The 14664-nt window shown below is 67.8% G+C and carries 12 protein-coding genes and 4 pseudogenes; 7 read left to right on the plus strand and 9 right to left on the minus strand.

Features of this window, described 5'->3' with window-relative positions:
• The first annotated feature begins 275 nt into the window (after positions 1-275).
• Positions 276-1109 (plus strand): NAD(P)H-binding protein, encoded by an 834-nt coding sequence (locus ACFC0G_RS33040; protein WP_376410577.1) that lies wholly within the window; start codon positions 276-278, stop codon positions 1107-1109.
• A gap of 211 nt (positions 1110-1320) precedes the next feature.
• Here ACFC0G_RS33040 and ACFC0G_RS33045 read toward each other — a convergent pair whose 3' ends face one another.
• The 4 genes and pseudogenes from ACFC0G_RS33045 to ACFC0G_RS33060 all read right to left on the minus strand — a co-directional run bounded on the left by ACFC0G_RS33045 (position 1321) and on the right by ACFC0G_RS33060 (position 3661).
• On the minus strand, positions 1321-1938 hold the full coding sequence (locus tag ACFC0G_RS33045; RefSeq protein ID WP_376410580.1) for a dihydrofolate reductase family protein: 618 nt from the start codon (positions 1936-1938) through the stop codon (positions 1321-1323).
• Between the two features lie 43 nt (positions 1939-1981).
• Entirely contained in the window at positions 1982-2755 is a 774-nt protein-coding gene (locus tag ACFC0G_RS33050; RefSeq protein WP_376410582.1) for a transposase, read from the minus strand.
• A gap of 139 nt (positions 2756-2894) precedes the next feature.
• A pseudogene (locus ACFC0G_RS33055) lies at positions 2895-3098 on the minus strand (helix-turn-helix domain-containing protein); the annotation flags it as partial.
• 167 nt (positions 3099-3265) lie between these two features.
• Complete coding sequence (locus tag ACFC0G_RS33060) at positions 3266-3661, minus strand: hypothetical protein (RefSeq protein WP_376410584.1); 396 nt, start codon at positions 3659-3661, stop codon at positions 3266-3268.
• A 63-nt stretch (positions 3662-3724) separates the two neighbouring features.
• Between ACFC0G_RS33060 and ACFC0G_RS33065 the strand changes: the two genes are divergently transcribed.
• Positions 3725-4312, plus strand: coding sequence for a TetR/AcrR family transcriptional regulator C-terminal domain-containing protein (locus ACFC0G_RS33065; RefSeq protein WP_376410587.1), 588 nt, complete (start codon positions 3725-3727; stop codon positions 4310-4312).
• A 125-nt stretch (positions 4313-4437) separates the two neighbouring features.
• On the opposite strand, the gene ACFC0G_RS33070 is transcribed toward ACFC0G_RS33065, so the two are convergent.
• The gene (locus ACFC0G_RS33070; RefSeq protein ID WP_376410590.1) at positions 4438-4800 is read right to left on the minus strand and encodes a helix-turn-helix domain-containing protein; all 363 of its coding nucleotides are present in this window, start codon (positions 4798-4800) and stop codon (positions 4438-4440) included.
• Positions 4801-5319: 519 nt separating this feature from the next.
• Between ACFC0G_RS33070 and ACFC0G_RS33075 the strand changes: the two genes are divergently transcribed.
• Entirely contained in the window at positions 5320-5664 is a 345-nt protein-coding gene (locus ACFC0G_RS33075) for a subtilase-type protease inhibitor (protein WP_376410904.1), read from the plus strand.
• A gap of 1031 nt (positions 5665-6695) precedes the next feature.
• Here ACFC0G_RS33075 and ACFC0G_RS33080 read toward each other — a convergent pair.
• Both ACFC0G_RS33080 and ACFC0G_RS33085 read right to left on the minus strand, forming a co-directional pair.
• Positions 6696-7346: a class I SAM-dependent methyltransferase gene (locus tag ACFC0G_RS33080; RefSeq protein ID WP_376410592.1), complete on the minus strand. Its 651-nt coding sequence runs from the start codon at positions 7344-7346 to the stop codon at positions 6696-6698.
• A 65-nt stretch (positions 7347-7411) separates the two neighbouring features.
• Positions 7412-8539, minus strand: coding sequence for an NADH:flavin oxidoreductase (locus ACFC0G_RS33085; protein ID WP_376410595.1), 1128 nt, complete (start codon positions 8537-8539; stop codon positions 7412-7414).
• A 117-nt stretch (positions 8540-8656) separates the two neighbouring features.
• Here ACFC0G_RS33085 and ACFC0G_RS33090 point away from each other — a divergent pair, with 117 nt between their 5' ends.
• From ACFC0G_RS33090 to ACFC0G_RS33100, 3 genes and pseudogenes are all read left to right on the plus strand, one after another.
• A complete protein-coding gene (locus ACFC0G_RS33090) occupies positions 8657-9091 on the plus strand; it encodes a MarR family winged helix-turn-helix transcriptional regulator (protein WP_376410598.1) in 435 nt (144 codons plus the stop codon).
• 578 nt (positions 9092-9669) lie between these two features.
• Positions 9670-10115, plus strand: a pseudogene (locus tag ACFC0G_RS33095) (IS5/IS1182 family transposase); the annotation flags it as partial.
• A 962-nt stretch (positions 10116-11077) separates the two neighbouring features.
• Positions 11078-11297, plus strand: a pseudogene (locus ACFC0G_RS33100) (transposase); the annotation flags it as partial.
• Positions 11298-11354: 57 nt separating this feature from the next.
• On the opposite strand, the gene ACFC0G_RS33105 reads toward ACFC0G_RS33100, so the two are convergent.
• A complete protein-coding gene (locus ACFC0G_RS33105; RefSeq protein ID WP_376410601.1) occupies positions 11355-12095 on the minus strand; it encodes a class I SAM-dependent methyltransferase in 741 nt (246 codons plus the stop codon).
• 193 nt (positions 12096-12288) lie between these two features.
• On the opposite strand from ACFC0G_RS33105, the pseudogene ACFC0G_RS33110 reads away from it, so the two are divergent.
• Positions 12289-12742 (plus strand): annotated as a pseudogene (locus ACFC0G_RS33110) (helix-turn-helix domain-containing protein); the annotation flags it as partial.
• A gap of 521 nt (positions 12743-13263) precedes the next feature.
• On the opposite strand, the gene ACFC0G_RS33115 reads toward ACFC0G_RS33110, so the two are convergent.
• On the minus strand, positions 13264-14181 hold the full coding sequence (locus ACFC0G_RS33115; protein WP_376410604.1) for a squalene/phytoene synthase family protein: 918 nt from the start codon (positions 14179-14181) through the stop codon (positions 13264-13266).
• Positions 14182-14664: the final 483 nt, after the last annotated feature.

Raw genomic sequence — 14664 nt, forward strand, 5'->3', positions numbered from 1 at the left:
GCCGAACGAACTCCCACTCAGCATCGGACAGCTCATGACGACGTATCACGACACCATGATCCACCAGCGATGATCATTTTGAAGACACCGCCTAGAAGTGAACGAAGCCATGGGGGATCACTCCGAGTGTGGGGGAGTACAAGTGAGTGATCGTGCCCAGTCGAGTACGGATGAACGTGGCCAGCCGAGGGCCTGGCCGGGCGTTCTTGACCTGAAGCATGATCGAGGTTCTAGCGTGTCGTCTACTTGATCATCTGACGACGGGAAACACGCCCATGATCCTCGTGACCGGAGCCACCGGAAACATAGGCAGTGCTCTGCTGAAGCAGCTGCACGCACGCGGTGCCGGGCCGCTGAGAGGGCTCACCCGTGATGCCGAACGCGCGGTCTTCCCCGAAGGGGTCGAGGCCGTGGAGGGCGACTTCACAGAGCCGGCGTCGTTGAAGCCCGTGCTGGAGGGGGTGCGCTCGCTGTTTCTTGTGTCGCGTCTGGGTTCGGACGCCGACATCCTCGAAGCCGCCCGGCAGGCGGGCGTGGAGCACGTCGTGCTGGTGTCGTCCGTCACCGTCCAGACCCACCCGCACCTCGGCCCCGCCGGCGAGAACCTGGCGGTGGAGCAACTGCTCAAGGCCAGCGGCATGGCCTGGACGATCCTGCGGCCGACACAGTTCGCCTCCAACGCTCTGATGTGGGCCGCTTCCATCCGTGGCCACGAGACCGTCCGCGCGCCGTACGCCGAGACCGCGCTGCCCACCATTCACCCTGCGGACATCGCGGCGGTGGCACGGGTGGCGCTGACAGAGCCTGGCCACCGGGGACGCACGTATGCCTTGACCGGTCCAGAGCCGGTGACCGCCCGACGGCAGGTCGAGGCCATCGCGGCAGCACTGGGCCGGGAGATCCCCTTCGCCGAGATCAGTCGTCAGGAGGCCCACGCACAGATGGCCGCGGTCTTCGGGGCCGAGGCCGCGGACGCCGTGCTCGACGTCACGGGCGGAGACGTGAACGACGAGCTGCTGATGGTACGAGACACGGTTTCGCAGGTCACCGGAACGCCGGCCCGCACGTTCCAACAGTGGGCTTCGGAGAATGCCAACGCCTTCCGTTGAATCGCCTGGTCCTGAGCACGTACATCCGTACGCAGGTGCACACTTTCAGAAGTACATCGACACAGGGCGAGGCGGTGAAGTGCGGTCGATCGGGTGTGGAGAGGATTGAACGGCACGGACCGTCCCTTCGTCGTCATCCAGCCCTACGAGGACGACCCAGCCTGGTTCGCAAATTCAGCATCCGGACCCACCAGATTGTGGGTGGCTTCGCTTAGCGGCGCACCTTGAACTTCAGGTGCAGCACGCGGTTGCCCTGGATGACCGCGTGGGGATCCTCCAGCGGCTGCTGCCCGTCGAAGCTGCCGAAGAAGCGCTTGCCCGACCCGAACACGACCGGCGCGACGTCCATCGCCACCTCGTCGACGAGGCCGGCAGCGAGGATCTGGCCGCCCACTTCGCCGGCGCTCACGGCGACGACTCGGTCGCCGGCGAGCTCCTGGGCCTTCTCGATCGCAGCCTTCACGCCGTCGACGAAGTGGTACGAAGCCTCGGCGTGCCAGCCCTCGGGCTTGGGCCGGTGGGAGACCACGACCACGTGGTCGCCCGCGGGCGGCTTGCCCTCCCAGCCGTTCACCAGGTCGAACTGGTGGCGGCCCATCACGATCACGCCGATCGATTCCCACATTGGCCGGACGTACTCCGCCGAGACACGCGAGAGCTTGAAGCCGCCTGTTCCTTCGGAGTGGTCGTAGTCTCCGTCTCCGGCGCCGGTTTCGGTGAGCTGGGTATCCCCGTTGAAGTACCAGTCATGGAGCGGCCCGACTCCGTCGTTCTCGTCGGCGATGTAGCCGTCTACCGACACCACGTTATGCATGATCACTGTGCCCATGGGGGTTCTCCCTAAGTGGTCGAGTGCGTAAGTCCTTCGAGGGTTAAGCGGCTTGGTCGAGTACGGCAGGCTGTTGGTCGCAGCCGAGGGGCTGCTGGGAGTTCGACTCCTTCTGTTCGTGCCGCTCGATCCGGACCGGCAGGTCCTCGAGGTCGGCCGGGGTGAACTTCCGTCGGAAGGGTCGGGCGGTCTCGTTGTCACGACGCTCGAAGGCAGTCAACCGGTCCTCGACCTGGTCAAGGTTGGTGAAGTCGTTAGGCGTGATGACCTTGCGCTGCACGATGGAGAAGAAGATCTCCACCTGGTTGAGCCAGGAGGCGTGCACGGGCGTGTGCAGCATGACCGCGGTGGGGAAGCGCTCGGCCAACCGGTCGGCGGCGGCCTTGCCGCGGTGGGAGGAACCGTTGTCGACGACCCAGAACACCCGCTTGGCCGAGGCGCATGGCTCGCTCGTCATGATCTGTTCTACCAGGTCCATGAACGGGACGATCCCGGACTTGGCCGAGCAGCGGCCCATCACACGAGCGGTGTGGACGTCGTAGGCGGCCAGGTAGGCCGGCGCGCCACCGCGGTCGTAGTCGTGGTTGACGCGCATCATCCGGGAGGTACCGGGTGGCAGGGTGGGGTGACAGCGACGGCGGGCCTGGATGGAGGTCTTCTCATCAGCGCTGATCACGTACTGGTCCGCGCCGAGCGGGAGGCCGTCCCAGACGCGGGCGTACAGGTCCAGCACGCGGGCGGCCTTGGCCGCGAAGGCCGGGTCCCGGATGAAGATCCACGACTGGTACTGCCAGGGCTTGAGCGCGTAGGTGGCCAAATGCGGCGCACGGTGGAGGCCGAGATCGCAGTCGCCATGCCACGAGCGACGGCCTCTCGTGCCAGGTCGCCGCAGCTCCAGCGCCGCAGCTCCAACGCGACAGCGGCACACCACTCTCGGCCGGCAACTGGCAGGCCGGCGCTTTGATCTCGGCCCGCTGCAGTGGGCCGAACGTCGGCGGGCGACCTGGGCGGGGCCGGCCGGCCAGGCTCTTGACGCCCTGCTCGCTGTCGTAGCGACCCCGCCACAGCCGGACCGTGTCGATGTGCACGTCTCGACGCTGGGCGATGCGCGCGTTGGAGTAGCCGTGCGCGGCATCCAATACGATCCGGACTCGGATCACGAGCTGGTACGGGGGCGGTGTGGGAGTGGGCGATCTGCCTAATCCGCCGGCGTTCGGTAGCGAACAGGGTGATCTGGCGGGCGGGACACACGGGCAATCGAAGGGAATCTCCGGGAGGATCTTCGCCGGGACTCGCCGAGATTGCGAGGGACTCCCGACGGGGCCGGCTAGCGGGTCAGCCTCAGCAGGTAGCTGATGTCCCGGTCGAAGGTGAGCTCGCGCAGGATCGTGGTCGGACGCCCGTCCGTCATCCGCCAGATGAAGGTGTAGAGCACCGGCTCGCCGTCCTGGACCCGCCGCATCATGATCGCGGCCTGGTCGCCCATGTCGGTGGTGGCCGGGAAGGTCACGTCGTCGACGGACTCACCTATCTTCTGCCCTTGCTCGCGCAGCGCCCGGAAGCGGTCCATGAACTGGTCCTTGGTCAGGGTGATCGTCTGCCCTGCCTGGTCGACCCGCACGTTCTGGAACTCGGGATCGTACAGCCGGTCCAGCGCGTCCACGTCCGTGGCCAGTCCGGCCTTGAGGTAGGTCCACATGCTGTCCACGAGTGCCTGATTCATGACGCACCTCTCTATAACGCCGTTATATCGAGGTGAATGTAACACCGCTATACGATGGTGTCCATGGACGCAGAGAGGATCGTCAGCCAGAGCCTGGAACTGCTGAAGCAGGAAGGGCTGGCCGGTGTGACCTTCCGTAAGCTCACCACCAGCCTCCATGTCACGGCGCCGGCCATCTACTGGCGGTTCAAGGACAAGCGCGAGCTGCTGGAGGCCATGGCCGAGGCGATGCTGCGGGAGGAGTTCGGCGAACTGGCGCCGATGCCACCCGGCCAGGACTGGCGGCCGTGGCTACACGAGGTGCTGCGCCGCCTGCGCCGCGCCATGCTCAATTACCCCGACGGCGCCCGGGTCGTGGCGGGCGCTCGGCCGCTGAACACGCCCACGCTCGCCCGCATCCCCGAATACGGGCTGCGCGCACTGGAAGACGGCGGACTGGCCCTGCCGCAGGCGGCCACCGTCATCTACACCGCCGTCCACTACACCTTCGGCCACGTCATCGAGGAGCAGGAATCCGCCGAAGCGCAGCCCACCGAGGAGTTCGAGCTGGCCTACCCGACCGTGGCTCGCGTCATGAACGACGGCCGCCGCGTCGGCCTGACCGCCACCGACGTCTTCGATGCGGGCCTGTCCCTGATCATCGAGAGGTGAGTAGGGCCTGCCGTACTCGACCAGGTCCCATGACCCCTGAAGAACTTACGAGCTCAACCACCAAGTCTTCTGGAGTGGTTGCCTCCGATTGTGCGGGCCTCGGGAAGGGCTGTGCTTGGAGAAGATCAAGAAGCAGACATCGGACCGTCGTCCGGCGGGAACTCCCGCCCGGCCGGGATCCGGCACCGCGGAGCCAGGTATTCCGTCGGGGTGCGGCCGGTGAAGTCCTTGATCTCCTTGCTGAAGTGGGCCTGGTCGAAACGGCCCGCCGTGAGAGCGTGCTCCGGCCGGTCGACCTGGCGCAGGGCGTCCACGGGCCGGGTCAGCCGTGCGAAGCGGTGCATCCGAGCCACCTTCTTCGGGGTGACACCGATGTGAGCCTTGAACTGCGTGGCCAGGGTGGTGCCGCTGACTCCCGCGGCGTCGCTCAGCGCACCGACGGGCACCGCGCCGTGGGAGGTCTCCAGCCACCCGCCGGTGTGCTGCATCTGCCAGAGCATCTTCGATGCCGACTCCCAGGTGGTCGTCGCTGCCGGCCGACCGCCGTCTGGTAGCTGCAAGGACTACAAGGCATGGGAGTTGTCCGGTAGGAAGGGCGCCGTCGGCCGGCCTCCGTGCCGGTGACCGTCGTTAATCGGTCGTACTGAACGACCGGTCGGTAAACCTGACGCGTCCTTGTGCAGGCCGGCAGCCGCTGCGGGGCATGGGGGAGCGGGTGCGGGCAAGGGGCGGAGTCGTCTGCCATCGGGTCTGAGCTGCTGAACGTTCATTCGATCACGGGCGTGTGGGTGTACGTGTCCGGTTAGTGACCGCGAAGCTGCGGTCGCTCTGCGTGTCAGGCACACTCCGAAGCGCAAGTGGGGTGGTGATCGGAAGGTAGATGCCACTTCAACTCTTCGAATCGAAAGTGAGTCCCCATCATGCTTCGCCGTTTCACTGCGGTCTCCGCGTCCGCTCTCCTCTGCCTCGTCGGCACCGTCGGTGTTGCGGAAGCCCGGACCGAAAGCCTGTATGCGCCCTCGGCCGTCGTGCTGAGCATCAGTAAGGGCGCCGACGCGAGTTCGGCTACCGTCCTGCGCGCGGTCACGCTCAGCTGCGCGCCGACCGCTGGCGGAACGCACCCCGCCCCCGAGGCCGCCTGTACCGAGCTCAAGGCCACCTCCCAGGGTGGCGCCTTCGAGGGGCTGCTGGCCTCACCGGCCCCGGACCGCATGTGCCCGCAGCACTTCGACCCCGTCACCGTCACCTTGGACGGAGTATGGGAAGGGTCCCGCACGTCGTGGCAGTACACCTTCGCCAACACCTGCGCCATGGGTGTCACCCTGAACGACGGGGCGGCCTTCGCGTTCTGACCGGCTCAGGTGGCTGTGTGGGGCCGATGACGCTCCGGTCGAACGCCGAGTCGACGTTGTCGGACGAGGAGCGGGCCGCACTCGAGGGGCGAGCGCGGACCGCGGTTCCGCATCGCCGGCCTGGGTGACACGCCGCGTTCCGGTGGCTCTCGGACGGTGACGGACGAGCAGGTGGCCCGCGCTGGTTCCCGAGACGGTGGAGTCCACCCCGAAGAACGCGACCCAGTGGTCGACGTGCTCGATGGCGAAGGAACGGGCCTTGGCCGAGCATGCGGAGCTGCCGAGCAGGCACGCGCCGAACTCGCCTCGGTCCGTGGTGCGGTGCCGAGCGAGAGGCTGAGACGGGGCCCGCGACCTGCTGGAGCGCCTGGGCGCTCGGCAGGATCCGGCTGCCTCGTAGTGGCGCCCGATCGCGGCCGTCCTGGGCGACACGGCCGCCACCTCATTGCACCCCCCGAAGGACCCGTTCAACGAGGCCGTCGTGGCGTTCTGGCGTCCAGGCTTCCGGACGCCTGGACACTGATGTCGACCACTTGGGGAGGCATTAGAGCCCGCCGGGGATTCGAACGGTGATTCTCGGCGGCGTGACTGTGCTTTGGGCCCGCAGTGGATTCACAGCACCGTGGCCGGTGTGCCACGGAGCTCCGACGATGCCCTCTGTTTCATTGGCGGAGGGCATCGTCCGTCTTCCTGTGTGGGGGATGCGGCGCCGAGCTGACCAACCCGCTGCCCGGGTCGCCCTGCTGGCCCACGCTGATCAGGAGTTCGGGAACGGGCACCCTGCTGATCCCGGAGTGGCCGGCGGCTACTGCTGCGGCCTCTACGGAGCAGGCGACTCCAACGTGGCATGCGAGACGTGCAGCCTGCCCGTGACGAGCCGGATCGACGACTGCTCACTCTGGCAGGCGGTACGGCTCGCGCCCAACGCCGTCCGCCTCAATCGCCACCGGGCCGTGGCCACGAGGTACGACAAGCTCGCCGTCCGCTACGAGGCCATCGTCACCATCGCCGTCATCAACGAGTGGCTGCGATCAATACCGCTTACGGCTCAGCATCTGTACCGCCTGGGACCGGTGGCCGTTCATCGTGGCGACCTCGATCTTGCGCTCCTGCACCATGTCGAAATCCGGCAGCAGAGCGCGCAGGTGCGCGATGTCGTGGTGCCGGCACACCGCGCCATCGTCCGTGGCGAAGACCCCGTACGGTGTGCCGAACTGCTGGGCATGGGCGGCGTAGCGGTCGCGGTTTCGCTCGTCGTCCTGCAGGACGACGTCGCTGACGTAGAGCAGTCCCCCAGGGGCCAGAACGCGGCTCAGCTCGGCGACCAGTGCCTGCTGAGCATCGTTGTCGGGGATGCACGTCAGTACCGCGAACAGCAAGACGACTTCGAACCTCGCCGAGGCGTAGGTCAGGTCCGGCGGAGAGTCCAGGACTTCGAAGCGAAGGTCAGGCCGCGACTCACGGCCCCGTTCGATCAGTGTCGGAGACAGGTCCACGCCGGAGACATCGGAGAAGCCGTGATCGCTGATCTCCGCCATGACACGGCCGTATCCACACCCGTAGTCCAAGACCCGAGCGTTCGGATTCACCCCTGCCAGCCAGCTGAGACTTACCGGATGGGTGAACGTCTTCGTCGCGCCGATGCCGTCCCAGTATGCGATCTGACTACCAAGATCCTTCATGCGAGAGCAGCATACGGCCCTCGCCGAAGCTGCCCTCGCCACTTGATCCACTTCTGAAGCAGGCCCTAGCTCAACGTCTTCACCGCGGCCGCGTCGTAGGGCTTGAGCTCGTCGGTCCGCCCCGCCAGGACCTTCGCTGCCCACTCCGGGTCCTGGAGCAGGGCGCGGCCGACGGCGACCATGTCGAACTCGTCCCGCTCCAGGCGGTCGAGGAGGTCCTCGATGCCCTGTACCGGGGCGCCTTCGCCCGCGAAGGCGTGGATGAAGTCGCCGTCGAGGCCGACCGAGCCGACGGTGATGGTGGGCCTGCCGGTGAGCTTCTTGGTCCAGCCCGCCAGGTTCAGGTCCGAGCCCTCGAACTCGGCTACCCAGTGGCGGCGTGTGGAGGCGTGGAAGGCGTCGACGCCGGCCGCGGCGAGCGGGGTCAGGATCGCCTCCAGCTCCTGCGGGGTCTGGGCGAGCCGCGCGTCGTACGCGTCCTGCTTCCACTGCGAGAAGCGGAAGATCACCGGGAAGTCGGGCGAGACGGTCTCGCGGACAGCGGTCACGATCTCGGCCGCGAACTTCGTACGGGCCACGGGGTCGCCGCCGTAGGCGTCGGTACGGCGGTTCGTCCCCGCCCACAGGAACTGGTCGAGGAGGTAGCCGTGGGCGCCGTGCAGCTCGATGCCGTCGAAGCCGATGCGCTCCGCGGCCGCGGCGGCCTCGGCGAAGGCGCCGATGACGTCGTCCAGGTCGCTCTGGGTCATGGCCTTGCCCGTGCCCTCGGTGCCGTCGGGGCGGATGCCGGAGGGACCCACCGCCGGGGCGTCGACGTAGGGCTCCTGGCCCTGCTGGCGCACCATACCGATGTGCCACAGCTGCGGCACGATGGTGCCGCCGGCCGCGTGCACGGCCTCGGCGACCTTCGCCCATCCCGCCAGCTGCTCCTCGCCGTGGAACCGCGGCACACGGTCGCTCTGCCCGGCCGACTCGTGGCCGACGTAGGTCCCCTCGGTGACGATCAGGCCCACGCCCGCGGCGGCGCGTCGGGCGTAGTACGACCGCACGTCCTCGCCGGGGACTCCGCCGGGGGAGAACATGCGCGTCATCGGCGCCATCGCGATGCGATTCGGGACGGTCAGGCCGTTCAGCGCGACGGGCCGGGACAGGATCTCGGAGGCGCGGGAGGTGGGGGACGTGGTGACGGTCACAGGGACGCTCCTCGTGGCGATTACTTGACAACCTTGATGCTTGAGTACTTCATGTAATGAGGAGACGGTAGAGGTCAATGCTTGAGGTAGTCAAGTATCTCTGGCTAGAGTGCCCCCATGACAGAAGCTCCCCGCGTCGACACGGCCCAGCTCATGGAGTTGCTCTCCGTGTCGCTCGGCGTCTATTACGGCGATTTCACCGTCGCGGCGGCGAGCGAGAACCTCACGGCGAGCCAGGGCAAGGCCCTGACCGTGCTGCGCAGGGGTCCCGCCGCGATGCGCACCCTGGCCGAGACCATGACCTGCGACGCCTCCAACATGACCGGGATCATCGACCGGCTGGAGAAGCGCGGCCTGGTGCGCCGCGAGGCCTGCGTCTCCGACCGGCGCGTCAAGAACGTCATCCTCACAGCCGAGGGTGAGCGCGTCGCTGACGTGATCCGCGCGAAGATGCGCACCACGCAGGAGGGCCTGGACAGGCTCAGCGGTCAGGACCGGGACTCCCTGTACACCCTGCTGGAACGGGTCTTCGTCTCCCTGCCCGCCGCCTGAACCCCCTGGCTGCCTCACGTCTCCCTGGCGGCGCCTCCAAGGTCCTGCTCGTCGGACCTCCAGAGTCCCTCGTACCGGCCTTGGGTAGCGCCCCTCCGGGGCCGGTAATCGACAACCTCATCACCTCATCACCTCGGCCCGCCCCCGCCGAGCCGCCGTCCCCCGTGGTAACGCAGACTGTCGTGAGGTTCCTGTCGCCAGTCCGGCACCCAGCCGTCGGCGTCGTGGAGCAGCACCGGGTGGTCGACCACTGTCAGCGAGACGTTCGCCCTCGCCGGACACGCGCCGCAGGAGGCGGTGGTGTCGCGCCCCGATGCCGACTCCAGTACGGTTCCAAGTCCTCTGCGGACAGGACCGCCGCCACCGCCCATCTGACGACAGGCAGGCTGCCGGCCGCGGACCTGACCCGCCAGGCCACGCCCGCCCAGGCACAGAATGGTCCGGACCTCCCGCCGCCGACGCCTCAAGGCCTCCCCGAGCGGCAGGACCGCTCCTGACCGACACGGCTGTCTGTCCGTGCAGTGGGGCCTTCGAGCCACGAGTGCCCCATCGCCGTTCTACCGTCAGGGCGCAACCGCAGACGGACTCCTGACGACCTGGGGCCGACCGCTCAAATACGGCTGCTCAGATGGGCCGTGGACGGCACCTGGGAACGGATCGTCGCCATGCTCCTCGCAGCGGCCGACGAAGCTGACGGCATCGGCTGGACGGTCTCGGTGGACTCCACCGTCTGCCGCGCCCACCAGCACGCCGCCGGAGCCAGGAAAATCGGGCTCCGGATCAGGCTGAGCCCGACGGCCATGCGCTCGGTCGTTCGCGCGGTGGCATGAGTACGAAAGTCCATCTCGTCAGCGACAGCCAAGCACGTCCCTTGGTCCTCCGTGTCACCGCAGGACAGGCGGGTGAAGCGCCGGCCTTCGAGGCCGCTACGGCCAGCATCCGAGTTCCGCGAAGCGGGCCGGGACTCCCGGACCGGGACCAGGTGCGAGCGACGGAACCGGCCGCCCTCGTGCTCGACCCCGCCCTTCTCGTGGGCGCCCTCGATGCCGGGCCTGCAGTAGAACGCGTCGAATCCGTAGTGCGACCGGAAGGCCACCCACCTCTGCGACTCCACCCGCGAGCGGCCGAAGCAGACCTGGGAGACCGCCAGCTTGAATTGTCGTAACGGATGTGCCTGGTCGGGACACCGCCGAGGATCCGGAAGGCGTCCACGTGGCCCTGCATGAACGCTTCCTGGCCCGACGTGGAGAACACCCGGTGGCCCGCCTTGCCCGAATACGACAGCCGCAGCGTGATCAGCTGGCACTGCATCGGCTTGCCGTCCACCCGCACCCAGACCTCGGCGAAGTCGACCTCGGCTTCCTCGCCGGGCCGGTGGAACTGCGGAACCATGCCCTCGTGCATCATCCGGGCCCGGTCCGCCTCCTCCCTGATCTGAGGCCGGCGGTCCCGCAGGTAGTCGTTGAGGGTGGTGTAGGCGACGGCGGTGAAGCCGTACTCGTCGCGCAGCCGGTCCAGGATCCGCTTGTTGGTGTGCCGCTGCTTCGGCGGCGCGGTCAGATCCGACCGCAGCATCTCGTCGATCCAGCCCTTTGCCGGATCCAGTGCCGACCGGCGCATCACAGGCTCCTTGCGCTGGGGCGGCAAAGCGCTGTCCAGGGCCTGGCGGACCACCCGACGGTGGACCGCGTAACGGCGGGCCAGCTCACGAACAGAGGCGTTCTCCAGCCTCCGGTCGCGACGGATCCGCTCGAACAACTCAACACGCTGCAGAATCCGGCCTCCTGGCACGGCCGTAATCAAGTACTCGCACAGCGTGATCCTGGGCTGGAACCCGGGTCAATACCGCACTACTCCAAACGAGTGCATCCCCGCCGTACCGACTGCCAGGTGGGGCCACTTCAAACCGTTCCTCGGTGGGGCCACACGAAGCCGTTCCCCCGGGGTCAAAAGAGGCCGTCCTAGGCGCGTGTCGTTGGCACGGTGATGGGACGGGGATATCTCACGAATGAGGAGTGGGTCCGGCTGAAGCCGCGCCTGCCGAAGTCAGGGCTGCGCGGCGGCCGGTGGGCCAGTCACCGCAGGATCATCAACGGGATCCTGTACCGGCAGCGCACGGGTGCCTTGGCGGGATCCGCCTGCGCGTTTCGGTCCGTGGAAGACCGTGTATGAGCGGCACCAGCGCTGGTCGGCGGATGGCCCGTGGGGGACCTTCCAGGGCCAACCGGGGAGGGGATGCCTTCACGTCTCGGTGCGGCGGTGCTTACGGTTTGTGGGTTACCCAGAGCATTTCTGCCGGCCAGCGGTGTGCCCAGTCAGGCGGGTCGGTTTGGTTGTAGCCGTTGGCTGTTCCGGATTCGGGCCGCGGCTCGATGAGGTCGTCGATGACGAGACCAGCGCCACGCAGGACCTTGATCCAGCCGCCGTAGGTGAGCTGATAGCTGACCGCGCCCTGGCCTTCGGCGATGGTGTCCAGCCCGAAGTAATCCTGGTGCAGCGTCGTGGTTGCGCGGCCGGCGGCTTCGTCGTAGCAGGCTTCGAACCATGGGCTGGCGACGTTGAACACCAGGCGCCCACCGCGGCGCAGGATGCGTGCGGCCTGTGGGACGGCCAGGTGCGGGGGCGCCCAGCTAAGCCCGCCGTAGTCACAGAACACCAGGTCGAAGCTGTCGGCGGCGAACGGGAGGTGTTCGGCGGTGCCTTGCACCAGCGGGTAGCGGGCCGCTCCCATCGCGCGAGCTGCCGCGGTGAGCTGGGCTTCGGACAGGTCGAGCCCGACCACGGTGGCGCCCTCGGCGGCGAGCGCCCTGGACCACTGGCCGGCGCCGCAGCCGAGTTCGAGGACGCGCTTGCCGGTGACGTCGCCCAGGGCGTGCAGGTGCGCGTCGGGGATGGCGTATGTGCCCCACAGTCGGGGCGCTGCGCCGATCTGCGGGTCGTGCTCGTGCTGGTAGGCGCTGCTGATCTGATTCCAGAACCGCCGGTTGGCAGAAATACTGTCCACGCGCCGACTCAAGCACTGCCTGCCGGGGTGGTCAACACGATTGTGCTGCGACCGGGAAGGTTCACCGGTTCACGGGTGTCCTGTCTGGCTGCCGATGCGATCGGGTGGGATCGATCGACCCGATCCAGCGTCAGGAGACGTGGTGGCACCACGGGTTCTAGTCAGCAGGATCGCCGACTACGAGGGCCAGTAGCTGCAGCAGATCGTCCGGAGGGGCAGCACGAACAGCGTGCGCTACCGGCGGGCGATGATCCTGCTGGCCTCTGCGGGAGCCAACACCGTCCCGGTCATCGCCTGTCTCGTGGCCGCCGACGAGGACACCGTCCGCGATGTCATCCACCGCTTCGAACGAGATCGGCCTGGCCTGCCTGGACCCTCGGTGGACGGGAGGCCATCCCCGCTTGTTCAGCGATGACGACGAAGCCCTCGTCATCCAGACGGCCACCAACCGCCCGGTCAAGCTCGGCCGGCCGTTCACCCGATGGTCGATCCGCAAGCTCACCGCCTACCTACGCAAAGTCCACGGACGCGTGATTCGCATCGGCCGCGAGGTCCTGCGGATGCTACTCAAGAGGCATGGCATCACCTTCCAGCGCACCAAGACCTGGAAGGAATCCACCGACCCCGACTTCGACGCCAAGTTCGAGAGCGCACCGGGCCACGGTCCCAACCGGCAACCCGGCGAACCTCTGCGGTCACGGCACTAGCTCCCGCCACGACAGTCGGCCACCTCACCAGAACTCACGGGGAGCTGGCCGACGGGCCATCAGGTCGCAGCGCGAACCACACCTCATCGAGAGTCGGGGGCCCGGGATCACGAACGGGCTGACCCACCTCGGATGGCCAATTGGGACGGAAACGTCCCATGAAGTCTGTGAAGTCGTTCCTGAGATACCGAGAATCGGACGGCTTCAGCCGGATCTGCTGACGGCTGTCTGCCCACCAGATCTCGAAACCCGTACTCGGCATCTGTCATCACGAACGCATCTTCGCACCCTCGTCCTGGCCGGGCGTGGAGTCCTCTCTTGGAGGACTGGGCACTGCTGGTCGCGGCGTGCCGGCGCACGAATCGGACGACGTGTCCGCTCGCCCGGCTCCGAACAGGACACTGCCTTCGTTGATACGCCCTGATCGACCGGACACCCCTTCAGGCCCTGGCTCATGGGGCTCACCGGGTCTTCGACGCCCTGGACACAACGAGCCGGGTTCGTGCGGCTGTCTCCCGCAACAGCAATGCGGCGGCCACCAGCGGCGGGGGACCGGAAGCCCGCGTCGCCAACGACGCGCCCGCGCGGCGTACGGCCTCGAGGCGGAGCCGCTGGACACCGATGAGGGCCCGCATGAACGGCTGGTACGAAGCATCCACCACACCAGTGAGAGAGCCCGTCGCAGCCAGGTCACCGGCGGCCAGGTCCGCCTGCTCCACGACAAGCCTGCCCAGCGCCGCACCGGGCCGGCTCAGATCCGCACCGTGGCGCGCAACCGCCTCCGCAGGTACACCGGGCCGGCCCGCTCGCACATCTTCGGGCAGGTCCTCCAGAAAATCGATCCGCTGCATGGCACGCATGAGCCGATGGCACCCACCGGTGAACACCACCCGCGCCTCCTCGTCCGCGGGTGCCAGGAGACAGGCCGTGAGCATCAACGCGGGCAGCGAGTACCCCTCCACGTACCGCTCCAGTTCCCCCTCGTCCGCGATGCTCCGCCACGCCACCTCGAGCTCACAGCCGTCCAGGAACTCCTCCACGTAGGCGCGCAGATCCGGATGGCGTTCGGCGGTGCGTACCAGGCAACGCAGTACACCCAGCGCGGAGTCCCCCTCGGCGAAGGCTTTCCGCACGAGCCCGTCCCACTTGGTGAGCGCGGCCGCGCGTTCATCGTGTGTCCCGCGGTCGATGCGGTCGTCGGTGTCGTGCATGAACGCGACTGCGGCCACGACGTGTGGCACCAGAGCGGAGGGCAGCAGCAGCCGCGCGGCCGCGTACTCGGCCGTCGTGAACCTCCGCACCGCCCGCCGCTGCTCGGTGTAGTCCCGCCGTAGCCGTGGCTCCGTGACCCCGGCCCGGTCCAGGGCACGTTTCCACATGAAGATCTCCTGTCGTCGTCGGCTGCGAGCCTATGGGCGCCCGGAAAGCCATGGGCGTCCGGGTCGCAAACCCCGGGGGCCCCGCATCCTGTCTGTCGTCTGTGCTGCGCTGTGCGAGGGGTTCGGGAGCCGGCGCGGGTCAGCGCCGGAGACGGTGCTGTGGACCGCGGAGCCTGTGGGGCCCTGGTCTTCGAGAACGATGACCTCCCAGGATGGAGGGACGACGCCGTCGTCAGCCGACTGCGGCGCCGCAGTTCAGGCTCGTGGTGACCTGTATACGTATCGGCGCGCGCATCGGCGGTTCACGAATCGTGCGGGGCGGCGGCCCGACCACTTCTGGCGGCGTCTTCGGGCGCTGTGTCCAGAACTGATCGGTGGAGCGGGAGCTTCGGTAAGTCGAAGGCGGTCCTACGCCTCCACGTCTTGGAATCGAAGGCCTACGCGGGCTCATGCCGTGGAATGCCAGAGCGCGTAGCCCGGTCG

The organism is Streptomyces sp. NPDC056169, from assembly GCF_042268445.1.
Taxonomy (GTDB): domain Bacteria; phylum Actinomycetota; class Actinomycetes; order Streptomycetales; family Streptomycetaceae; genus Streptomyces.

Excerpts from the sequence above, each read along its gene's own strand:
- ACFC0G_RS33040 (WP_376410577.1), top strand. The coding sequence starts at position 276 with ATGATCCTCGTGACCGGAGCCACCGGAAACATAGGCAGTGCTCTGCTG.
- ACFC0G_RS33045 (WP_376410580.1), bottom strand. The coding sequence starts at position 1,938 with ATGGGCACAGTGATCATGCATAACGTGGTGTCGGTAGACGGCTACATC.
- ACFC0G_RS33060 (WP_376410584.1), bottom strand. The coding sequence starts at position 3,661 with ATGAATCAGGCACTCGTGGACAGCATGTGGACCTACCTCAAGGCCGGA.
- ACFC0G_RS33065 (WP_376410587.1), top strand. The coding sequence starts at position 3,725 with ATGGACGCAGAGAGGATCGTCAGCCAGAGCCTGGAACTGCTGAAGCAG.
- ACFC0G_RS33070 (WP_376410590.1), bottom strand. The coding sequence starts at position 4,800 with ATGCAGCACACCGGCGGGTGGCTGGAGACCTCCCACGGCGCGGTGCCC.
- ACFC0G_RS33080 (WP_376410592.1), bottom strand. The coding sequence starts at position 7,346 with ATGAAGGATCTTGGTAGTCAGATCGCATACTGGGACGGCATCGGCGCG.
- ACFC0G_RS33090 (WP_376410598.1), top strand. The coding sequence starts at position 8,657 with ATGACAGAAGCTCCCCGCGTCGACACGGCCCAGCTCATGGAGTTGCTC.
- ACFC0G_RS33115 (WP_376410604.1), bottom strand. The coding sequence starts at position 14,181 with ATGTGGAAACGTGCCCTGGACCGGGCCGGGGTCACGGAGCCACGGCTA.